The sequence below is a fragment of the Chryseobacterium sp. 'Rf worker isolate 10' genome (genome assembly GCF_050753305.1).
Lineage (GTDB): Bacteria > Bacteroidota > Bacteroidia > Flavobacteriales > Weeksellaceae > Chryseobacterium.
Genome location: NZ_JBOZOF010000004.1, coordinates 236,975 through 259,733, shown reverse-complemented (window position 1 = coordinate 259,733; position 22,759 = coordinate 236,975). Strand labels below are relative to the sequence as shown.

The 22,759-nt window shown below is 35.6% G+C and carries 21 protein-coding genes and 1 tRNA gene; 11 read left to right on the top strand and 11 right to left on the bottom strand.

Annotated features, from left to right (window positions below; genetic code table 11):
• Positions 1-2: 2 nt before the first annotated feature.
• Genes tsaD through LKL37_RS19100 form a run of 3 tightly spaced genes read left to right on the top strand, consistent with a single transcriptional unit; the run spans position 3 to position 2,103 of the window.
• Positions 3-1,019 (top strand): tRNA (adenosine(37)-N6)-threonylcarbamoyltransferase complex transferase subunit TsaD, encoded by a 1,017-nt coding sequence (gene tsaD, locus LKL37_RS19110; protein WP_431612037.1) that lies wholly within the window; start codon positions 3-5, stop codon positions 1,017-1,019.
• On the top strand, positions 1,016-1,411 hold the full coding sequence (locus LKL37_RS19105; RefSeq protein WP_431612036.1) for a hypothetical protein: 396 nt from the start codon (positions 1,016-1,018) through the stop codon (positions 1,409-1,411). Before tsaD ends, LKL37_RS19105 begins: the two co-directional genes overlap by 4 nt.
• On the top strand, positions 1,408-2,103 hold the full coding sequence (locus LKL37_RS19100) for an RsmE family RNA methyltransferase (protein ID WP_431612035.1): 696 nt from the start codon (positions 1,408-1,410) through the stop codon (positions 2,101-2,103). Before LKL37_RS19105 ends, LKL37_RS19100 begins: the two co-directional genes overlap by 4 nt.
• A gap of 49 nt (positions 2,104-2,152) precedes the next feature.
• On the opposite strand, the gene LKL37_RS19095 is transcribed toward LKL37_RS19100, so the two are convergent.
• Positions 2,153-2,833, bottom strand: coding sequence for a TrmH family RNA methyltransferase (locus tag LKL37_RS19095; protein ID WP_431612034.1), 681 nt, complete (start codon positions 2,831-2,833; stop codon positions 2,153-2,155).
• 161 nt (positions 2,834-2,994) lie between these two features.
• Here LKL37_RS19095 and LKL37_RS19090 point away from each other — a divergent pair, with 161 nt between their 5' ends.
• Positions 2,995-4,011: an asparaginase gene (locus tag LKL37_RS19090; protein WP_431612033.1), complete on the top strand. Its 1,017-nt coding sequence runs from the start codon at positions 2,995-2,997 to the stop codon at positions 4,009-4,011.
• Between the two features lie 55 nt (positions 4,012-4,066).
• A tRNA-Ser gene (locus LKL37_RS19085) sits at positions 4,067-4,153 on the top strand.
• 123 nt (positions 4,154-4,276) lie between these two features.
• Here the strand turns inward: LKL37_RS19085 and LKL37_RS19080 are convergent.
• From LKL37_RS19080 to LKL37_RS19070, 3 genes are all read right to left on the bottom strand, one after another.
• Complete coding sequence (locus LKL37_RS19080) at positions 4,277-4,492, bottom strand: hypothetical protein (RefSeq protein WP_431612032.1); 216 nt, start codon at positions 4,490-4,492, stop codon at positions 4,277-4,279.
• 94 nt (positions 4,493-4,586) lie between these two features.
• The gene (locus tag LKL37_RS19075) at positions 4,587-4,859 is read right to left on the bottom strand and encodes a hypothetical protein (protein ID WP_431612031.1); all 273 of its coding nucleotides are present in this window, start codon (positions 4,857-4,859) and stop codon (positions 4,587-4,589) included.
• Positions 4,859-7,114, bottom strand: coding sequence for a zincin-like metallopeptidase toxin domain-containing protein (locus tag LKL37_RS19070; protein WP_431612030.1), 2,256 nt, complete (start codon positions 7,112-7,114; stop codon positions 4,859-4,861). Before LKL37_RS19070 ends, LKL37_RS19075 begins: the two co-directional genes overlap by 1 nt.
• Before the next feature lie 253 nt (positions 7,115-7,367).
• On the opposite strand from LKL37_RS19070, the gene LKL37_RS19065 reads away from it, so the two are divergent.
• Positions 7,368-7,784 carry a hypothetical protein gene (locus LKL37_RS19065; protein WP_126653696.1) on the top strand — a complete coding sequence of 139 codons (417 nt, stop codon included), beginning with the start codon at positions 7,368-7,370 and terminating at the stop codon, positions 7,782-7,784.
• Between the two features lie 187 nt (positions 7,785-7,971).
• Positions 7,972-8,706 (top strand): hypothetical protein, encoded by a 735-nt coding sequence (locus LKL37_RS19060; RefSeq protein ID WP_431612029.1) that lies wholly within the window; start codon positions 7,972-7,974, stop codon positions 8,704-8,706.
• 68 nt (positions 8,707-8,774) lie between these two features.
• Here LKL37_RS19060 and LKL37_RS19055 read toward each other — a convergent pair whose 3' ends face one another.
• Entirely contained in the window at positions 8,775-11,246 is a 2,472-nt protein-coding gene (locus tag LKL37_RS19055) for a TonB-dependent receptor domain-containing protein (RefSeq protein ID WP_431612028.1), read from the bottom strand.
• A gap of 477 nt (positions 11,247-11,723) precedes the next feature.
• Between LKL37_RS19055 and LKL37_RS19050 the strand changes: the two genes are divergently transcribed.
• A complete protein-coding gene (locus LKL37_RS19050; RefSeq protein ID WP_431612027.1) occupies positions 11,724-12,515 on the top strand; it encodes a hypothetical protein in 792 nt (263 codons plus the stop codon).
• Positions 12,516-12,687: 172 nt separating this feature from the next.
• On the top strand, positions 12,688-14,853 hold the full coding sequence (locus LKL37_RS19045; protein WP_431612026.1) for a hypothetical protein: 2,166 nt from the start codon (positions 12,688-12,690) through the stop codon (positions 14,851-14,853).
• 179 nt (positions 14,854-15,032) lie between these two features.
• On the opposite strand, the gene LKL37_RS19040 is transcribed toward LKL37_RS19045, so the two are convergent.
• From LKL37_RS19040 to LKL37_RS19025, 4 genes are all read right to left on the bottom strand, one after another.
• The gene (locus LKL37_RS19040; RefSeq protein ID WP_431612025.1) at positions 15,033-15,728 is read right to left on the bottom strand and encodes a hypothetical protein; all 696 of its coding nucleotides are present in this window, start codon (positions 15,726-15,728) and stop codon (positions 15,033-15,035) included.
• Positions 15,729-15,976: 248 nt separating this feature from the next.
• On the bottom strand, positions 15,977-17,509 hold the full coding sequence (locus LKL37_RS19035; RefSeq protein ID WP_431612024.1) for a M20/M25/M40 family metallo-hydrolase: 1,533 nt from the start codon (positions 17,507-17,509) through the stop codon (positions 15,977-15,979).
• Between the two features lie 143 nt (positions 17,510-17,652).
• Positions 17,653-18,783, bottom strand: coding sequence for an alpha/beta hydrolase (locus LKL37_RS19030; RefSeq protein WP_431612023.1), 1,131 nt, complete (start codon positions 18,781-18,783; stop codon positions 17,653-17,655).
• A gap of 130 nt (positions 18,784-18,913) precedes the next feature.
• On the bottom strand, positions 18,914-19,459 hold the full coding sequence (locus LKL37_RS19025) for a Crp/Fnr family transcriptional regulator (RefSeq protein ID WP_431612022.1): 546 nt from the start codon (positions 19,457-19,459) through the stop codon (positions 18,914-18,916).
• A gap of 131 nt (positions 19,460-19,590) precedes the next feature.
• Here LKL37_RS19025 and LKL37_RS19020 point away from each other — a divergent pair, with 131 nt between their 5' ends.
• Positions 19,591-20,178, top strand: coding sequence for an FMN-dependent NADH-azoreductase (locus tag LKL37_RS19020; protein WP_431612021.1), 588 nt, complete (start codon positions 19,591-19,593; stop codon positions 20,176-20,178).
• A 264-nt stretch (positions 20,179-20,442) separates the two neighbouring features.
• Here LKL37_RS19020 and map read toward each other — a convergent pair whose 3' ends face one another.
• Positions 20,443-21,207 carry a type I methionyl aminopeptidase gene (gene map, locus LKL37_RS19015; RefSeq protein ID WP_431612020.1) on the bottom strand — a complete coding sequence of 255 codons (765 nt, stop codon included), beginning with the start codon at positions 21,205-21,207 and terminating at the stop codon, positions 20,443-20,445.
• A gap of 536 nt (positions 21,208-21,743) precedes the next feature.
• On the opposite strand from map, the gene LKL37_RS19010 reads away from it, so the two are divergent.
• Positions 21,744-22,148, top strand: a complete 405-nt coding sequence (locus LKL37_RS19010; RefSeq protein WP_431611080.1) for a helix-turn-helix domain-containing protein — start codon at positions 21,744-21,746, stop codon at positions 22,146-22,148.
• 104 nt (positions 22,149-22,252) lie between these two features.
• Here LKL37_RS19010 and LKL37_RS19005 read toward each other — a convergent pair whose 3' ends face one another.
• On the bottom strand, positions 22,253-22,672 hold the full coding sequence (locus LKL37_RS19005) for a hypothetical protein (RefSeq protein WP_431612019.1): 420 nt from the start codon (positions 22,670-22,672) through the stop codon (positions 22,253-22,255).
• Positions 22,673-22,759 lie beyond the last annotated feature (87 nt).

The window sequence follows — 22,759 nt, the reverse complement described above, 5'->3', positions numbered from 1 at the left end:
TTATGAGCGACTCTATAATTTTAGGTATTGAATCGTCCTGTGACGACACCTCAGCAGCTATCATCAAGGGAAATTCTATTCTTTCAAACATTGCCGCGAACCAGGCCATCCACAAAGAATATGGCGGCGTTGTCCCTGAATTGGCTTCACGAGCCCATCAGCAAAATATTATCCCCGTTGTTGAAAAATCTTTTTCTAAAGCAAATATACAACAAAATGCTATCTCTGCTATAGGATTTACTCGCGGACCGGGACTTTTAGGATCTCTTCTTGTAGGAACATCATTTGCTAAGTCTTTGGCTATGAGCCTGAATGTACCTTTAATTGAAGTAAATCACCTTCAAGCCCACATTCTGGCCCATTTCATCGAAGATGCAAATCCTGTGCCGCCTACCTTTCCTTTCTTGTGCCTTACCGTAAGTGGAGGACACACGATGATTGTACTGGTAAAAGACTATTTCGATATGGAAATTATCGGGAAAACCATTGATGATGCAGCAGGAGAAGCTTTTGATAAAATCGGAAAGATTTTTGACCTTGATTATCCGGCAGGACCTATTATCGACAGATTGGCGAAAGAAGGTAATCCTGATGCTTTTAAATTCAGCAAACCTAAGCTGGAAAACTACGATTATTCTTTCAGTGGTATTAAAACTTCCGTGTTGTATTTCATTCAGAAAGAAGTAAGAAAAAATCCGGATTTCATCAAAGAAAATCTTAATGATCTTTGTGCTTCTGTACAAAAATCCATTATTGAAATTCTGATGAATAAGCTTGAAAAAGCGGCCAAAGATCTCCATGTAAACCAAGTTGCTATTGCAGGTGGTGTATCTGCCAATTCTGCGCTTAGAAAAGCAATGGAAGACAATAAAGAAAGACTGGGTTGGGATATCTATATTCCAAAATTTGAATATACAACAGATAATGCAGCCATGATTGCCATGGTAGCGAAGCTGAAATTTGAGCGGGGAGAATTTACAGATTTAAGAACTTCCGCAACGGCAAAATACGATTTATGAAAATACTCTTAGAAGAAAAAGTACTGGGGACACAGTCTAAAAAGAATTCAAAATATTACTGGGTATTAGAAACTGTCACAGGAAAGCATGAAGGATCAGAAACTTTTTCAGAGTTTACCGGAGAAAGTTCTGAGACAGGATATATTCAGGATATAAAAGATGACGTTTTACAATTAATCAATTCTGAACATCTTTTTAGTTTTCCTTATACTCCAAAAGAAGGAGATTATTTGTCAATCAAAAATAATTTGAGAAAACAGGAATATTTAAATCTGATTTTTATTAATAATATCTGGATAGAAGAAATATACATGTGTTCTTACAGGGAGTGTGATACAGACATATATACAACCATCAAAACAGGAGTTGCATTTATAAGTCAGGATATATGAAATTATTTTACGGAGAAATAGCAGATCAAAAAGTGATCATCAACGATGAAGAGCAGCAACATATTGTAAAAGTTCTTCGTATGAAAGATGGTGAAGATATTCATGTGACGGATGGAAAAGGAAAACTGGCTTCCGGAAAATTGATTATAGAAGGTAAGAAAACTGGTATTGAAGTTTCTGAGATCAAAGAAAACCTGCCGGAATTCAATCCGAAACTTCATATTGCAATTGCTCCTACCAAAAATATAGACAGAATTGAATTCTTTGTAGAAAAGGCTGTGGAAATAGGTGTTTCTGAGATCAGTATTATTGTAACGGAGAAAACTGAGCGTAAAAATATCAATATTGATAAAATCAGAAAACAGGCTGTTGCCGCGTCTAAGCAAAGTCTTAGATTTCATTTCCCGGTCATTAACGATGCTATAAAACTAACGGATTTCCTGAAAAATATTAATCCGGAAAATACTTTTGTAGCACACTGTCATGAAAATCTGGAAAGAATTGACCTTAAAAATATTCCTCAATTGGAACAGCTAACTTTTTTAATTGGTCCTGAAGGTGATTTTTCTGAAAAGGAAATTGCATTTCTGGCAGAAAATCAGGTAAAAGCTGTATCACTCGGTAATCAAAGACTCAGAACAGAAACTGCCGGCGTTTTTGTAGCCGCATGGAATTATTACAACATGATATAAAAAACAAAAAGAGAAGATTCAACGTCTTCTCTTTTTTATTTCTCATTAATTATTTCCAATCAATATTGTTTTCGCGCAGGTATTTTTCAAAAATCTGCTGTCCGCTCCTGATTGAATTAACTGTCCAAAGGATTTTCATTCTTAAAAGCTTTTCTTCATTCAGTTTATAATCTATATCAGATTTTATCAGCTTTTGTTTCAGCTCATACATGCAAATGGATGCGGCTACAGAAACATTGAAGCTTCTCGTAAAACCATACATAGGAATCGCCAGTGTCTCATCGGCAAAGTCCAGAATTTCCTGAGAAACGCCTTCCATTTCAGTTCCAAAAACCAAAGCTATGGGCTCGGTAATTTCATATTCAGGCAGCATTTTAGCATTGTTCTCCAGTGAAACAACTACTATTTTGTATCCTCTGTCTTTAATGCTTTGAAAAGACTCCATATTTCTGGGAAGTTTCTCCACCTCAACCCATGTATCAGCTCCTTTTGTTACCCGAAGATTGGGTTCAAAACTATATTCTTCCTGCAAAGCCACTACTTTATGAAAACCGCAGGCTTCCACAGAACGTACAATTGCTGCTGCATTTCGAAACTGATAAACATCCTCTACAACAGGAAGTACAAAATCTGAACTTTCCTGGGAAAAATGTTCAATTTTCGTGAGTCTTTCTTCGGTTAAAAACTGTTTTAAATATTCGTAAGTTTGCGCTAAGTCTTTCATCCGCATTCAGTTATTTTTTCAATAGCCCTATGAAACGTCTGCAATTTCCATTTTATTTTCATAAAATTTCATGATAAGCGTTTCATTCATTTTCAAATCTTTGCAAATTAACGTAATTTTGACCTATGAACCCTAATCGGGCTCCAATTCTTAATTAAAAATAGTACATGAAGCGAAAAGTCCTGCTCATCTATACCGGTGGAACCATCGGAATGGAAAAAGATTATGAAACCGGAAGTCTCCGTGCCTTTGATTTTGGTAATATTTTTGAAAAAATGCCTGAAATGAAGCTCATGGAATGTGAGGTTTTTGTTCATCCTTTTGCCAAACCATTGGATTCTTCAGATATGGGTCCTGAAGAATGGAGAGTAATCGCCAATTATATTCAAAAAAATTATGATGATTATGATGGGTTTTTGATCCTTCACGGAACGGACACCATGTCTTATACGGCATCAGCATTAAGTTTTATGCTAAAAGGATTAAGAAAACCAGTGATCATGACAGGCTCTCAACTTCCTATTGGTGATCTGAGAACGGATGCTAAGGAAAATCTTCTGACCAGCCTTTATTATGCCAGTCTTTATGAGAATGATGAAGCAGTTATTCAGGAGGTTGCCGTTTATTTTGAGTACAAGTTATTAAGAGGAAACAGAACATTGAAATATTCCGCGGAGTATTTTGACGCTTATTCAAGTCCGAACTACCCTATTTTAGGGCAATCCGGAGTTCATTTGAATATTATTAAAGATAATCTGTTCCGTTGCAATCCGGAGGTGGAATTTCATGTAGACGAACATATTTCTGAAGATATTTTATTCTGGAGAATTTTCCCGGGTATGCATCTGAGCCACTTCAAAGAAATCCCTAAAATGAAGGTTCTTATTCTTCAGGTTTTTGGTTCCGGAACTATTTTCAGTAGTGCAAAAACACAGGAAACGCTTCAGGAAATCAGAAATAACGGAACTGAAATTGTGGTGGTAAGTCAGTGTATTTCAGGAGGCATCTCATTCGGAAAGTATGAAAACAGTAATATTTTCTCAAGAATCGGCGCGATCAGTGGAAGAGACATGACTGCGGAAACTGCGATTACCAAAGCAATGCACCTTATTGATAATCCAAGCTACTCCGGAAGCTTCGCTGATAATTTCACCAGAAGCCTTTGTGGAGAAATTACGGATTAATTTGTAAGAATAATTTGGATATTAAAGAAAATACACTATTTTTGCAATCTCAAAAAGAGAGGTGTCCGAGTGGTTGAAGGAGCTACCCTGGAAAGGTAGTATACGGGTAACTGTATCGAGGGTTCGAATCCCTTCCTCTCTGCAAAAAGATAAAATCCTGTGCTAACACTAGCACAGGATTTTTTGTTTTCATAATACATTGAATAGGATATAACAATTATGATATAGCAAAGCTAGCATAGATTATTTTTAATTTTAAAATAATCTATTCAATATCATAACTAATATTTAATGAGTCCAACATTTTTTTTGACTCCATAACTTTATTCTCGTCAGCTATAATTTCTACAAAATCATTTTTCCTATATAATTCTAACTTTTCAGCAACATCTTCTAATGAAGATAAACACTGATTAGAATATAAAACTTTTAATGCCAACAAAATATCTTGACTATTTTCTTTAATTACTATTTTTTTCATTTTTATTTGGTCAACAGTAATATTAAAATTTTGATTTTAGAATTAGTTCATAAATCCACTTCCACTATATTTAAGAAGTGGATTATGTTTGAAACTATTCTTCAATTATCTCTAAGGATTGCGGTCCTACTATAAATTCCATTTTTAGGGTTTTCTCATCGAAAGCAACAGTATAAAAAGCATCGCCTCCATATTGCTGATTAGAAATAGACACCATAAAATGAATTAAATGCATTTTTTTGAAACTGCCATCTCTTTGTTTTGTATTTCTAATTCCAGTATATTCTATAGAATTTGGATAATATTTTTTTTCTTTTTTTTCCAAATAGTTTTTAACTCTTTGTACTAATTCTTGTTCAAGCATCATTATTTAGGTATTTTAATGTTTCTAATTTCTAATTGATATATATACTCATAATCAAGATAAATGAAAGCATGATATAGCTCATCATCATTAAGGTTAAAAATTTTAGCATTTTTTACAAGTTGATCATACACATATTTTTCTCTTTTGTATCGATTGATCCAATTTTCTGTAGTATAATCAGCCTTAGCTATTCCTGCTAAAGGAGCATCTTTCACATATTCCGAAAAACCTATCTTAGACATTTCCTCTGCGTGATAATGTTCGTGTGCTATTAAATATTCAGTTACATCGTCGGTATATCTTATAGTATTAGTATTGGGGTCAAAAGAGGCTAAAACTTCTGGATCATCAAATTTATCAACTTTTAATAATTTAGTACCATACTTTTTCATCAACAGTTTTGCCCAATCTTCTAATTCAGCTTCAGAAAGAATCTTTCCTCCCTTATAACCTATTTTCTTGATATTACTTGCTTCAAAAACTTCATCAATAATTTTTTTGAAACTTCCTTTTTCTCCTTTTAAGATACGCAATAATTCTTGAAAAGCCTGAATTAAATCTTCGATAGATTTTATCACAAATCTGGCAAAAGTTCTTACCGCTTTTACAGTCCCTTTAGCAATTCCCCAACCTAACCTAAAGATCCCAAAAATAGCTTCTTCCAGCTTTTCTATAATCAACGGTACAGTTACTGTCCCACCTGTTAAAATGACCGTTAGAACGATCTCAATAATTAATGAGATAATAAAGCCATAAACATATCCTGTAAAATATGCGCAGGCAACAGGATCAAATGTAAGATTTATTTCCTTTAATTTCGAATATAGATATTTAGCTGTTTCGGAAAAACTAATATTCTTTATCGCCTCTATAGTTTCATCGTATTGTTCCAAAAGAATTGGCAGGTACTTTTCTATATTCTGTACAAAGTCTTTTCCTAATGTAATACCATCATAAAGCATTTTTACAAGAGCAAATAAACCGGAAACAGCATCTATCAATCCATTCCAAATACCACAAAGCAATGCATTATAAGCTTGAGTGCCAGACTTAAGAAATTCCATTTCGGAAAGATCTTTTAGCCCATTAATGACACCTAATGCTATATCATAGGAATCCAGATACTTCGCATATAAAAACTCTAAAATGCCTGTAGCTTTTGTATTGCTGGTAAAATCTTTTCTTACTAAAAGAATATTTCTCATGACAAAATTCTGTGCTTCCAGCATGTCTTTCAGAATTTTTACAATCTGAGTAATATTTACCGTACCGTTTTCATCTTTTCCTGAGGATATAAGAGGCTCATAACGGTAGTTTTCATCCGGTTCTCCGTTTTCTTTTTTAGGAGGGGCTGGCTGCCATCTGTTTTCTTCTAATCGGGTTTTTTCTATCAATTGTATAGCTTTCCCCAAGATAGTACTCATTGCTGTTCTTGCTACATCATTGGTAAGCCATGATACACCGGGAATAAAAGACATTCCACTAGAAAATGCAGAAGCAAGATGAAAAAAATCTTTTACAAGACCTATTCTTTTATCTTCAATATATCCTTTGTGAAAAAGACTGTTAAGCTGCTCTTCTGTAATTCCGGGAACAGATTTTCTTAAATATTCATATACATTTTTATTATCCTGAAGATCATACGATAAAAAATTATAGTCTTTATATTGCTTGTCTTTATTTGTGAAAAATTGTAAAAGTTCTTCAGAAAAGCGTATTGCTCCATATGTTCCGCTAGTGTCTCCTTTGTTGTCTTCTACAAACATTAAAACTTCCCTGCCTTTTGGTTTACAAACCTCAAAGCATTCTTTAAGCTTAGTAGCTTCTGTAGAGGAAAAAAGGATCACTTTAAATGCAAAATGATCTACATCCTGTTTCTCATAATAATAAAAATCTTTTACATCTTTAATATATTGGGTAAGATCACTTCGAATATCCGAAACATAAGTAAATGTTCCTTTCTCTGGTGGATCGCCATCTACAAAATATTTTGAAGCAATTTCATTTGAATTTTGATTATAAAATTTACAGGTTGCTAGCGGGCTCACATTACTCATCCCTCTTATAGTTTCTCCCAATTCATTAGGTAGAGGCCTACTACTTTGAGTATTGATAAAATCCTGCAAACTTTTGTTAGTTTGCTGCATCATGGAAGGGATATCCAAAAATGCTCCGTCTTTCCATTCTGCTAAAAGCTGTTTTTGCGAAGCATCATCAAAATCCTGTATTTCGTTTAAATAATTCTGAAGGTCCATTTGTATTTCATTTTTTATTATGTGATTTTTCTTGACACAAATATCTATCGTGATAGCGACAAAACTCGACGTATTAAATTAATACTCATATTTCTAGCAAAAACAACTAATACAAATCAGGCTTCAGTTTTACCTTTCATCTTTTCCTAAGTATTTCTACTAAACCCTACAATTGGTTATTTATACTATACCATATAATCTCTGTTCTTCGTTACTTTGAAATACAATCTAACCATCTAAAATCCAAATCGATATGACATCAACAAGTGTAAATGCAAATTCTTCAGGTCAGTTAGTACTTGGAAACGGAGCACAGTTCTGGGTGTATCTTTCACCACAAAATGATACCTCAAGAATGATTTCTACATGGCGTGTAACTTTCTCACAAGGAAACTGGAGTGACTTTATCTCAAGTGAGAATCCTACTAAACAAATTCAGACTCCTAATCTTTCAGGAATCTTTGAAATTAAAGTAGAATTATTGAGCGGATCTACCGGTACCTGGCGTCAGATTCCGCCACAACAGGGAAGTCATAATGAAATAGGCTGTAACTCCAACTGTGCTTCTATGGTGGGCATCGTTGCAGACAGCACAAATCCTCCTATTGGAGCCATCAATGCTCATTTTTGGACCACATGGGATGCTATGTGCGGAGTAAGACAGAACTAAATGTAAATAACAGTCCATACAACCAGATTGCCACAGTATTTTATATATTGTGGCAATTTATTATTCCTGCGGACAGAGGATCAATATGACACTTTTAAAATGAGTAGTGATGATAAAACTATTAATTCAAAGAATTTGTTTATTCTCTTTTTCACTAAATTCGCTTATTCAAATAGGACTTCTCAAGATGTTTAAACTCCGAACTGTATTTTCTTTGCTGTTATTTTCAGTTTTCTTTCTATTTCCACAATGGGCAAAAGCCAGTGCTTACTGGATGGAAATTCATGGATCTGGAAAATTAAAAGATCCTGTAAAGGTTCAGGTTTTTTATGGTTTTATTGATGATCTTAGTGAGCGTCACCGTACTACTGGACCGGAATTTCAGGAGATTAAAAACTTCCGGTTCTTTATTATTAATGCCAAAGGAGAAAAATCAAAACTTGATTTACAAATGAAAGGAGATTACTGGGAAGGAACTTTTACCCCTAATAGTGAAGGAACCTACCGGATTTTAGGCATGAATGATCAGCTGCCCGTTCTTCTGCGTTCTAAAAATCCTGATGAAAATGTACGTCCTATTGATTTTATGTGTGGTGCTTATCATGTTGGGAAACCTTCAGAAATAATGTCACCAGCTCAGTTCATGGATATTATTCTTCAGGAAAAGAATGGTGTTTACACCGTTTCTCCATATCGAAATAGGAAACCCGTAGAAAAGGGAACTCCAATCAGAATATTCAACCCTGAAAATTGGGAGAAGAACATTTCTGTTGATGAAAACCATCAGGCTGTTTTTAAACCAACCCTACCAGGGCTGTATGTAATCCGACAGGATTGGAACGATACTAATCCGGGAACTTTTCAGGGGAATTCTTATGGAAAAATACGTTACCGGAATAATTACTGCCTTTGGATCAACTGACCCTATCTTTATAAAAAATAAAAATCCCAGATTTACATCTGGGATTTTCCAATTATTATATATTCTATTTAAAACTTTAAAGAAACACTTCCAAGAAAACGCGCCGGAGCCTGTGGTGTCAAACGTACAGACCATGCTTTTTCATTGGTGATATTGTCAAATTTCAATCCTACTCTATATTTCGGCTGATCATAGAAAATTCCAAGATCAAAAATTTTATAAGATGGAATAATCACTTTTGCTGTTTGTGTATTGGTTTGGTAGGAAGAAAATCCCATATTTCCACCTCCACCTATTCCAAGTCCTTTTAATTTACCTTCAGAAATACGGTAGCTGATCCAAAAATTGTACATATTGGCAGGTCCCGATAGTGCAGGTCTTAAACCGTCAACAGAAGGATTGGCATTGGTATATTTACTGTCGTTATATGCGTATCCTGCCACAATATTGAATCCTTCAAAAGGATTGGCTGTAATTTCAGCTTCTATCCCTTTGCTTAGCTGTGTTCCGTCCTGTATTGAATAGTTGACATCATCAGGATTGGTTCTTAAAATATTATCCACACGGATGTTATAATAGCTTAATGTTCCTACCAATCTGTGATTGAAAATATCTGCCTTCATTCCAAACTCCAACTGATTGGCGTATTCCGGTCTGAATGTATTTCCATTGATATCCACACCGCTTACGTTATTGAAACCATTCATATAATTTCCAAATAAGGAAACTTTATTTTTCAATATTTCATAGACGATTCCCATTTTAGGAGAAAAAGCGGTCTGTCCATAAGGACCCGACTGGGTTCCACTATTGCTTAAACCTCCTTTGATTTCTCCTGTAGTGATATCATAGACTCCTTTAAACTGAAACCGGTCTACCCTCAAACTGGCCATCACCATAAGCTGATCTGTGATATTGAATACATCCGATACATAAGCAGCATAAGTATTATCACTATTATTTTCTTTTCTGAAAGCGGAAGTTGCTGTAAGCGCATCAATGATATTCTGATTAACTCTGAAATCCGCCGAAGGATGAACAAAGTTGAATACTTTGGTATTGGTGTGGTAACGGTCGAAATGATTGGAATTGTTATAATAATCCAATCCCACAACCATTCTGTTTCTGAAACGTCCGATATGGAAATCTCCGATGAAATTCTGTTGGATATTCGTAGCAATAAACGATGTTGTCCCTACCATTACCTGAGCACTTGCTGTAGAGTCTGTTTTTCCATTAATCGCAGAAATGTATCCTTTGATTGTTGATCTTGCACGGGATAATATGGTCTGGGATGTCCAGTTTTCTGAAACTTTATAATTCAGTTGGGCAAAGATGTTCATCATCTGGGTTTCATACGCCAGATCATCACCTAAAAATTTTTTATAATACGGAAACTTCATATCTGCAATAGACTGAGTTTTGTTGCTTCCTGTATAAGGATTAAAACGGACAACAGATGTCCCTTTTGCCTGGTTAAACTCTACGTCAAGAAGGAGCGACATACGATCGTTGATCTGATAAGAGAAACTAGGCGCAATGGCTAAAGAATTGGTAAACCCAAGATCCTGAAAACTCTTTTCGAAAGTTCCTGCCGCATTAAGACGGAAAAGGGCAGTTCTATCTTTGTTTACGGGAGTATTCACATCTACTGTCAGTCGGTTATAGCTCCAGCTTCCTCCCACGTAGCCTACTTCACCGCCAAAATTGTTATAAGGTTTTTTCGTTACCCTGTTGTAGACTCCGCCATAGCTGCTGACTACACTTTTCCCGAATAATGTAGCTGAAGGTCCTTTAATAGCCTCTATACGTTCAAGATTTACAGGATCAATCACCGAGAATGCGGCTCCTGCTACTCCATTTCTCGCATTAGGTTCTGTTTCAAATCCTCTTGAACGGAATGTTACCCTTCCCTGATTGGCAATCATAGGAACTCCAGCTCCCGGTACATTTTTAGAAATACTTCCAAGGTCTACAGCTACCTGTTCCTGAAAAAGTTCTTTTGTAACCGTATTGTATACTTGTGGGTTTTCTAAATTCTTCAAGGGCAATCTTGCTACAAATCCGCTTTCTTTCTTAGAAAACCTGTTTGTATTTTTCATGATAACCACTTCCTGTATCGCCTGAATATTTTCTTTGGTAAGCTGATAATCCAGTTGAGTTTCTTCTCCTGTTTTAACCTCAACAGGGAGACGGATTTCTTTACTTCCCAGAATTTGTAATTTTAGGGTATAAGAACCTGCATTAAGGTTTTCAAAATGATAATTCCCTTCATCATCCGTCAGAGTTTGGCGATCTGTTTCAAGTAATGACACTGATATTGCTCTCAAAGGCTGTCCGTCTACCATACTTACTTTACCTGTTATTCCTCCATGTACATCCTGGGCATACAGAGTTGTAAAGCTCAGAAACGAGAAGAAAAGGATGAGTAATTGTTGAAACCATTGTATGTTGCGATGGGTTGATATATCATTCTGTATAGTCGCTCCAGAATGATTCATATGCCCTGATGAGAGCATACATTCATTTGATTGTATCATTTTCAGCCTTATTTAAAGTGATTATAAATAAAAATGCAAAATAAGGCAATAGCAAATTATCCCACAATATTAATTTGAATTATTCTAAATAAATTTTAACCAATAGTTTTTCCGTCCTGAAAAATGATATATTAAAACAATAGTGTACAGCCGACTATAAAGGTGATTGAATTTTTATTAATCATAAGTTGTCCACTTTTCCACAAGTTATCCACATTTTATTAACAACGGATTATGTTCTGAATATTGATCATAATCTGAAAAGGTATTTTATTCCTAAATCTATCCTAAATCAGATCTTTATTTTGTCTTGTTTTTAAACAGTATTAAAAGATTTTGAATAAACAATCTATGAATAAAGCCTATAATTTTGCTATTACAAAGTATTCTCTCTGCGTATCAACAGTATTCTTATCCGTTTCATGGTTTCGCAGTCATTTAAAATTAACAGTAAAGCCGTTATCCACATTATTGAGCATGAAGAAATTTTTTGCAGGTTTATTTTTATTGGGATGTATAGGAGCCACTATGCAGGCGCAGATCAGTCCACCCGGATTGGGAGATGCCAACAATGCATTCTGGGGAGCCTTTGGAGTGAAGCGGCAATTGGATTCTTTGGGTAAGAAACAGGCTTTGAGCTATATTGCAATCGGGAGAAAAAGCAGTCCGGATAGTCATCAATTATTTTCAAAACAGGCTATTATTGTCTTGAATCATGAAGTTTACCATTCCTTTGCTCCGCACCAGCAGTATAGCTATGCTTTGAGTTACCGCCGGCAGCCACAATACGAAAGTACAGCACCTTATGATAAGGAAAATACGGAACAGGAATTCAGGATTTACGGAAGATATGCGTATACTTTTGACCTTGGAAAAAAATGGAAACTGAAAAATACATTACGACAGGAATTCAGGAAGTTTTTCGACGCAGACTTTCATAAGGTAGAGGAAGATTTTCAGTTGAGAACCCGTATCAAAAGCCAGCTGACCTATAATTTATCTCCTAAAAACAATCAGAAACTGGCATTGAGTGCAGAAGCACTGTTTTCTATAAGCCATCTTAATGAACCGGACTCTGAGTGGAGCTCATTCGAATATCGTGAAATGCGTATTGCGGCTTATTATATGTTCACCATTCCCAATTCTCCTTTTACAGTGGATATAGGCTATATGGATGATCTGATCAGAGGCAGCAGAAGTATTCATCATGGTGGTGTTCAGTATCTGGCAGCGGATCTGATCTGGAATATTCCTTATAAAAAGAGATAAGAATAACTTAAAAACCAAAGTCTTTTACAAAATGTAGGAGACTTTTTTTATTTGTTTAAATCACGTCAAGTTCTGTCGTATCGGGTATTTATTTTTGCTGTAGATCAAAACAAAAATCTTGCAAGAGTTTGTCAAATCTATTCTAAAAGTATAACACCAAAAACAAAGAACAATGATTTACACTAATGATTTCTTCGCAACAGGAAGCACTTATCCCAACGATAATTTAGTGCAACTGGTGGATAGTTTCACTAACGAAAATGTAAATTTTAAAAAAGTCACTTTATGGCATGATGGGACAGCAATGAATCCCATAAAAGCCGATGGCATTATTTACAGACAAAAAGATAATGATTATTATGCAGATGTCGACTGGCTGGCCAATCGCACCGTCTATGTAAAAAGATTCGGGGCAGTAGGTGATGGTATTACGAATGATGCACCAGCCATCAGAAGAATGATTTCTTTTCTTCCACAAAAAGATTTCATCGTAGTATTTGAAAATGCAAAATATATGCAGGGAGACGGAAGCTTTACAGAAAGGTACCCATTAGTTAAGGATAAAGAATCAGGACTTTATGTGTACGGCGGAAATGAAAACATAGGCCCTGAACTCTTTTTCAGCTTTGCGGATAAATCAGATTTCACCATCTATGGTAACGGAGCTCTTATTAAAGCTCATCCAAATAATCCACCTATTATTAACATGCGTGGCTTTGAATTTATCCGATGTAAGAATTTTAAAGTAGAAAACCTTAATTATGATGGTTCTAAAAATGACAGAAAACCGGATGGTAGAGATCCAAATAAATATAATAATCAATCTGGTTTCAAGGTTAGTTCGTCTCAAAAATATGAACTGACAGACTGCAGATCTGATAATTGCTGTATGGATGGTTTTTTTATTTCTTCAGATGAACTTTTTGCCGTGGTAAAAACCAATAACTGGAACGAAGATGGAATACTAAAAAACTGCCATGCAGACAATAACTACAGACAAGGAAGTTCGGTAGTAAACAGCAGGAGGTTCAAAGTAATTGGCGGATCTTATACCAATACTGGAAAAACCTATGGAACATCTCCTGAAGCAGGAATTGATGTTGAAGAAGGTTTTTTATCTGATTTTGGAAGAGGAAGTACTGATACCGTAATTGATGGTGTTTTGTTTGAAGATAATAATAATGCAGGATTATCTCTTCACCTTGGCACACGTGGTGCCAATGTAACAAATTGTGTTTTCAAAAATAATCTTTTATTCACAGCTCCTGATCCGGATGCTTTGAGCTCTAACAATACCATTTATAATAATAATTTCTATGATTCCTATGCAGAACTAAGAGGTGGTGGCGAGCATTTTTATGGCAACCGCTTTCATTTGTCACCACAATATCCTTTTCATTTACAGGTAATTTGTGAAAAACCGCATTTCAAAAACAGGAAATGTCGTGAAACACTGGTTTATGATAATTATATTGAAAGAGAAGCTGGAACCGGACCTATTGGACAAGTTGCAGGATCATTAACGATAGGAGAATACAAAGATGGTGTAAAAGTCTTTAATAATACTTTCATCAATCTGGCCTCTAAAGACAATTTCTTATTCATCTATGGTCCACAGGACAGAACACTGGAGTTCTATGATAATACATTCCGTAGTACCGAAGCATTTCTTACCAACTCTCCTATTAATAATCTTATTTATACCAATATTGAAAGTTTTCTCAAAAATGCTTACAATAATAAAATAGAGATTCCCGGAATGCCACCAATGGTTTCCATTGTTAAAAAGGCCCAGGCAGATAAACTGATAAGAAGCTTTCATCTGGCTGATTTATCTAAGGACAAATTTGTAGATATCACCTTTGATAATCTTGCAAGCGCCTTTGAAGCCAGAGATCTTTATCTTAAAGTAACTACAAAAGGATACTGGTATGATATGGATTCTACACAGGTGAAAGAAGAAATTGTATCCCTGTCAGATGTAAAGCCTATAAGCTATACCGGTACGATAGATGATTTTAAAAGACTTCCGGTTTCAACAGGCATTTATACTAAAAACAATAAAGCTACACTTACTTTTGCTCAAAGCAGTTCAGATTCAGTCAATCAAAAATGGGCTTTGGATGTAGTTATTGAAGTATTAGGAAATTACACGGATGATTTTCCAGTCAATATCTCTGCTCCTTATGATCTAAATAGCCAGCCGATGATGAACAATTTACCTATAAGTAAATCATTGAGCCAGGCCGATTCATCAGCTGCTGATATAAATACCCTCCGTAATGATTTCAACAGTTTATTATTAAAATTAAAAAATGCAGGGGTAATGCAAAACTAATAAAGCTCATTATGCTTATTCAGGTTGTCTCAATAATGAGGCAACCTTTTTTATGAATAGAAGTAAAAATTATCCATTATTACCCAGCTGAAAAATCCCGATCATTACTGACCGGGATTTTAATTGAAAAACATAAGTTTTCCGCAATATAATTAAGTATGAATGTTTGGTGTAAAATTTTAGTTGCACAACGTCAAAAACTGTCGGCTCAACTGCACATTGAATTTCGCTTCTGCCCTTGAGCGTGCATAAATAGTCTGTTTAAAAGCGTGTACCGTTTTCAGTTTCTGATCTATGAATTCAGCAATCTGAACAACAGAAAAAAGAAAATCTCTGTATATGGCCATATTGACTGTCTGGCCATAGTACGGAAGGTAAGCTTTTAAAAAAGGAATTGCTTTCTGATGGCGGTTGTAGCTGATGCAATACCCTACTCCTTCCATAGATGTTACAATAGTATAATTATTAATATAATCCTGAATATTTTTGGTTCCGTCCAGAGCATGCGCATTTTTTGAGCAAAACTTATTGATCTTATCAAGAATATACTGGGCATATTCCATCATGGAAATATTTTTAAATTCAAAAACCTGGTTCATTCCATTGGATGGAGAAGCTCCGTTTTCACAATCAATACAGAAAGAAATCCCGATTTTTTCGTGGTAAGGAAAAAAGCAGTCTTTCACTTCAATGGAAGCATCCGGCTTTAACATGTCGTCTGCAAAATTATAATAGACATACGGACTGTAAAGTTCAGCAAGAGCTTTCAGATAATCTGTTTCGCTGGTATTATGATATTCTTCAAACCATTTTTCAAGGTTATCGTAATAATTACTTTCAAAGTCGTTAAAGTTTAAGTAAAATGGTAATTCCATAGCTCTGTAATTTTGATATGACAAAGCTATATCCGTAATGCGACAAAACTTGACGCAATATATTTTTTTTAAAAAAGATTTTAGATGATTATTCAGTGAAGGGTCAATTTTTGCTTCGCAAAGTCAATCGTGAATAGGTAAGCCGTAAATTTTAACTAATCAAAATTGAGCATTCACACCCCGAATCACGTAACCTGAAACTCAAAAAAATTCACAAGCAAAGCGGCTTGACCATTCACCATTGACATTTATTTGTCATAATTCTTCATGATGTATTCAAAATAATGAATCATCTTCAGATAATTTACAATGCTAAGATATTCATTGGTACTGTGAATACTTTGCTGCTCGGCACTGTTGATCTTGATGGGCATAAATCTGTAGACGTTTTTGCTTACAATCTCATACTTACCGGCATCAGTTCCTGCCATCGTAAGGTATGGTGTAACAATAGCTCCGGGATGAATTTCTTTGACTCCGGCTTCTATCATTTTAAATGCTTTTGTATTGGTTGGGGAAATAGCAGACGCTTCTCTGGTATTATCAATTTCTTCTACCTCAACGTCAAAACCTTCAGTCGCTTTGGCAATGTGATCTCTTACATCTTTCACCGAATTTCCGGGAAGCAGTCTGAAATTAACCACAAATTCCACTTCAGGAGAAAGTACATTGGTTCCATCACTTCCTTTCATCATGGTGAGAGCGGTGGTAGTTCTTACCAAAGCATTGGTCGTATTATTTTTGGTAAGCTGTGAAATCAACACTGGTTTTAAAAGCCACTGATTGGCCAGCGCCATCCTTGTTGTAAAAGGCATTTCACCTCCAATATTAGTAAAAAATTCTTTGATTAAAGGCGTGATTACAGGTTTCATCTGATGATCTTCGAGACGCTGCATAATAACAGCAGCTTTCCCAATAGCACTTTCCATAGGAGGCATTGAGGAATGTCCGCCCAATCCTTTTACTTTTATTTTTGCGGAAAGAAAGCCTTTTTCTGCACATCCTACCACTGCAACATCTGTATCTATACCTGCTACATTTCCTTTTCGCATAATTAATCCACCTTCATCATAAACGGCATCAAACTTCAATCCTTTTTTCTTAAAATAATCGGCAATCTGAATTGCTCCTTTTTGTCCTCCTACTTCTTCATCAAAACCAAAAGCCAAATAAATATCACGCTGTGGAATCTGTTTGTTTTTGATCATAGAATTCATGGATTCCATTAAGGAAAAAAGCATACCTTTCATGTCAATTGCTCCTCTACCATAGATTCTTCCGTTGGCAACCGCTCCTGAAAAAGGGGCATATTCCCAGTCTTCTGCTACTTTGGAAACCGGCTCCAATGGCTTATCATCCGGACGGAATACATTTTCTTCATTATTTTTGATATCAGCATCTCCGGGAGGTACCACATCCATATGAGAAAGGAATAAAATAGGTTCCAGAGCAGGATTGCTTCCTTTAAGCCTGAACACCAGCCCATATTGGTTTACTTCAGCATTTTCTGTGTTCTGATAAACTAGTGGATAAGATGTTTTTAAATAGGTTTTGAACTGATCAAACGGTGCGTAGTCGAATTCACCCAAACTGCCTGTAGAAACGGTAGGAACTTTTATTCCTCCGGAAAATCTCATGACTGCAGAGTCATTTTTTACAGGTTTCCATCCTTCACCTGCTCCGATATTATTTTTCTTAAAAGGATAGGTGTATGTTTTGATCAACACTACAGCAGCCAGAATAACAATGATTCCCAAAAGGATTAAAAGAAATTTTTTCATAGCAGATAAGTTTTGTGATGGATTTGATCCTATAAATATAGCAAAGTATTTGATCTTTAACAATTTTAAAACGGCTTTGCTTTCTATTTAAAATCAACAACAAAGGCTGTCTCAAAAGAAACAGCCTTTATGATATTCATCTGTTATTTATTTTTTACCCGCAGTATCCAGTGAATAATATCGCCCAAGACAAGTTCTGTATTTCCAATATTACAGTGGTTTTCAGCAGAATCACTTTTCGTGTACATTTTATAGCTGAGTGATTTTACATTAGGTAAAGCATCGATCACCTTTTTGTACAGTTCCACAGGAATAAAATGATCTTCGTTAGAACCCAGCAGTAAAAAGTCCTGAGTAATCTGATCTCCTATACTCTGCATTTCAAATTTTCTGGTATTGTGAAGATAATCGTACGGGGTATCTACATTCATACTGAACATTCCGTGTTGGATCGCCCATTTTATCAAAGGGTCTACTTTCATTTTGGCTTGAATTAAAGTGTTTACCTGCTCTTTATCTTCAAGATCCATCAACAGTCTTAGCTGTTCAGGTACTTTACTCAATACCACTTCATAAAAATCCGGCATAATTCCCCATGCAACCACTCTTTTTATACGGTTTTCAAATGCAGCTGCCCTTGGAGCCAGCATTCCACCTAAAGATAATCCGATAATGGTCACATCATCCAGCTGATACGTATCCAAGATAGCTTTTACAGGTTTTTCCCATTCATGGGTATAATAAATTCCATATTCTCTTAAAGCTCCTCCCTGACCAGGACCATCAAAAAGATAAACAGCAATTCCTTCTGATAAAAACCGCTGAACCAGCGGAAAAAATTCTTCCATATAAGAATCATTTCCTCCATGAATAATAACGGTATCCTTCACTTCTGTTCCTGGCAAACCTACCCAAACAGGAAGTTTTCCATTATCATATTCTACCTCATCTCTTCTGATTTTTGTTTTAAAAATCTCCTTATATTCTTCGTAAAACAGGGATTTTGATTTGGTGTAAAGTTCTGATTTATCCGATGATCCATCCGCTTCAAAGAATTCCGCCATTCTGTAATATCCAATTGCTCTGGATCTCTGCTGAGTGGCTTCTGCTCTTACTGCAAGGGTTTTCATTTCCCTTACCCAGTCTTCCGTTGTACTGATTGCCGGAGCAATAGTTTCAATCTCTTCCAGATCTCCTCCTCCCCACATCAGGGTACGGTTCAACTGAAAATTAAAATTGGCTTCATCGTGTAATTGATACGTTCCTTTTTTCATTATGATTATTTTTTGGTGAAAAACAAGATGCCTGCATTTTTTATTCTATACAGACATGCCTTTATTACTTAACTTTCATCGAAATTAAGTTTATAGTTTAGCTTTTCTTTTAATCTGGATTAAAAAAGAATCATGAACGCTGTGCTCTTATTTTACTGAGCTGCTGCTGGGTCATTCCCAGATATCCGGCAATATATCCGAGATTAATTCTTTGAAGTAAATCTGCATGTGAAACTACAAAATCATGATAGCGCTGATCTGTAGATTTTATCTGATGGTCTATCAGCCTACCTCCCATGGTGATTAAACTTTCGGTAAATAGATCTTCCATCAACTGCTGTATTTCCGGATTTTTTGATTTTAATTCCAGCAGTTTCTGATAAGGCAAACGAAATATCTCACTGTTCTCTTCTATCACTTCAATTCCAAACGGTACCGGTTTAGCTGACAATATACTTGAAAAAAGACCAATAAAATGATCGTCCGAACTGATCCAGTGGGTATGATCCATCGCTTTATCATCGTAATAGAAAATACGGGCAACTCCTTTTCTGATGTAAAATAAATCGCGGTGAACCTGCTCCACATCTACTATTATTTCTTTTTTTCGATAGATATGAGCTTCAAATACCTGAGTAAGGATTTCAATGGCTTTGGAATGTTTCTGGCTGATCATAACTGATTCTATTTACAACTGACAATGATCATTTAAAGGTACTCTTTATCATTCAATACTATTGAATAACTATTCTAATTTTTTGTCCCCTCCCTTAAGTTTTGATCGTCATTAGGGTAAAATATTATATTATGAAGAATATTCTGCACATTACTTCCAGCGCAAGAGGAGAATTGTCTTATAGTAAAGGGCTCAGTTCAGCCATTATTGAGAAGATTTCACAGCAAAACACTATCAGTCAAATTAGGGTACGTGATCTGGTGAAAGATACACCGCCTCACGCAGATGAAGTGTCAATCTATGAGTTTTATAAACATCCGGAACTGTATGATGAACAAAGCAGAAAGCTTCTTTCGTATGCCAATACAATTGTAGATGAAGTACGTGAAGCCGACATTATTGTCATTGGAACACCTATGTTTAATCTGGGACTCTCCACTCCTTTGAAAGCATGGCTGGATCAGCTGATCCGGGCAGGAGTTACTTACGTTTTTGATGAACAATGGAATCGTGTGGGACAGTTTAAAGATAAAAAAGTATATCTCGCGATTGCTTCCGGTGGAAGAAGTATTAATGGGGCTAATGATTATATTTCTGCTTATCTCAAAGATGTTTTCAGGAGTTATACGGGAATTACGGATATTGAAACGTACCGTATAGAAGGGACGATGGAAAATGGTTTTACAGCGGATTATGAAAGTATTCTGAAAGAGTTTTGATCGTGAATAATATGGTTTTACATGTTATTTTTAACACAAAGTTTTAATTGTGAATCTTGAATAGAATGGAGCAAAGAGGGAATCAACAAGTTGATTGGATGAAGCTTTCTGATTTTAGCATGTTATTATTTTATTTTTAACGCAAAGACGCAAAGGTTTTTAATCCTGATACGTTTTTTAAGGCACAAGAACATTTCGACTTCGCTCAATGTTCTTGTGCCTTAAAAAAAGATTATGATTGTTTTCGCACCGTTGCGGTTTCTTTTAATTCAGGATTTCGTTCATTTCGGTTAAAATGATTGGCTTTCCGTCAGTAATTACAATGGTATGTTCGTGCTGAGCCATATAGCCGCCTTTATTTCCTACCATCGTCCAGCCGTCTTTTAATTCTACAGCAATATTAGAATCGGTAGAGATAAAAGTTTCAATAGCCACAACAGAGTTTTTCTTAAAACGTCTGGAATCATAACGGTTTCTGTAGTTCAGCAATTCATCAGGCTGCTCGTGTAAGCTTGTGCCTACTCCATGCCCGGCAAGATTCTTAATAACTTTAAGGCCTCTTTTCTTTGCTTCCGTTTCCATTAGATGCCCTATGTCGGCTATTCTCACACCGCCTTTTATATTGTCAATCGCTTTTCTTAAAATATCTTTGGACGCTTCCACTAATTTCTGATGCCCGTGGATATCTTTTCCAATGACAAAAGAACCTCCGTTATCTGCCCAATATCCATCCAGCTCTGCAGAAACATCAATATTGATCAGATCACCTTCTTTCAAAATCCTCTGATCGGTAGGAATACCGTGGCAGAATTCATTATCCACGCTGATACAAGTCCAGCCCGGAAATCCGTATGTCAGATAAGGAGCTGATTTTGCCCCGAAACTTTCCAGTATATTGGCACCATATTCATCAAGATCTTTTGTGGTCATGCCGGGTTCAGCATAATCCATCATCTTCTTCAGCGTATAGGCAACGGCTTCACTTACTTTTTGCATTCCGATCATCTGATCTTCGTTGGTGATTGACATATTTTTTGATTATTGTTGATAACTACAAAGTTAGGAAATTAAAATATGCAGACATGTACAGTTTTAAATCAAATCTATTTATTGAAAAATAGGGTTACTACCCCCTTCACCAACCCCCTCTACCCCCTTGGGTATGGGGGTATACCCAGTTTCACAAGGGGCTAGAGGTACTTCGTAAGAGCCTGACACCACTTTGATAAGGGGTTAGAGGGACTTATACAACTGGCTAGAGGCCGTTGTTTAAGGGGCTGAAGGCAGTTCTGAACCGGCGATAGACACTTGATGAAGTGGATGGAGAGGCTTATCGTAGTGGCTAGAGGGGTTTTCTAAGTCGTTTGAGACAGTTTACGAAATGGTTATAGCAAATTAATGAGCGGCTGCAGAGACTTATTGTAGTGACCGCAAACACCTCCAAAGCTGTTGAAGACAGTTTATAAAATAGTTCCCAACATTTTAACAAGAATATTTTACCGGACATTTTTTAACTTTTACTTTAAAGAATGTATTATCTTTGAATCTTCACAAATTGATTAAGAATGGACTACAAAATACATCAGGGAAGAAATGTAAAACGTTTTAGAGAAATGCTGGGAATAAAGCAGGAAGCATTGGCTCTTGATTTAGGCGAAGACTGGAACCAAAAGAAGATTTCTTTACTTGAACAAAAAGAAACCATTGAAAACCAACTGCTCGAAAAAATATCCGAAGTACTGAAAATTCCCGTAGAAGCTTTTCAAAATTTTGATGAAGAACAGGCTGTGAATATTATAGCGAATACTTTTCAAGATGATGCTGTTGCTTATGCTGAACAATACAAATGTAACATCAACCCAATAGATAAAATTATCCAACTTCACGAAGAAAAAATTGCGTTGTATGAACGCATGCTAAAGGAAAAGGATGAAATGATGAGCAGACTGGAAAAGTTGCTTGAAAAGTAAGAGATAAAAGATAAAAGCCACTGCTGAAGCAGTGGTTTTGTTTTGTTTGTGGACACGAGCGAAAGGCTCACGCCAGCAGGGGGGGATAAAGTTTAGTTTACCTGCTATTTAAAATCACATTTATAAGCATCTTTTTCAGAAACTATAAAAGCTAAATTAATCTCACTATTTGAAAAAATAATCATGTGTGAATATTTACTTACATTTAAACCCAATGCTAGATTTAATTTATTTTTTTGAGCTTTCATAATACTTATAAAATCACCAGAAAAAGTATAATGATTATTTTCAATCTCCAAAACTTCAGAAAGTTTAATACAATTAAAATATCCTATATTGAAAGGATTAATCTGATTAATTTTCCTGATATAAACAATTTCTGTCAAAAATTCCATTTCCAATAATTCATCATCAAAAAGGTTAACATCTATATTAATTTTACCATTATTATAGATACACCTTTGCAATTGAGAATCTCCAGTTTTTGAAAAAATTACTTTTAAATTATTTGTAAAATCATTCATAAATTATTTTCCTAAATTAAAATATGCCTTAAATTCTGAGGCCATCCCCGCTACCGCACGAATCCTTTCCCCCGCTACCGCACGAAT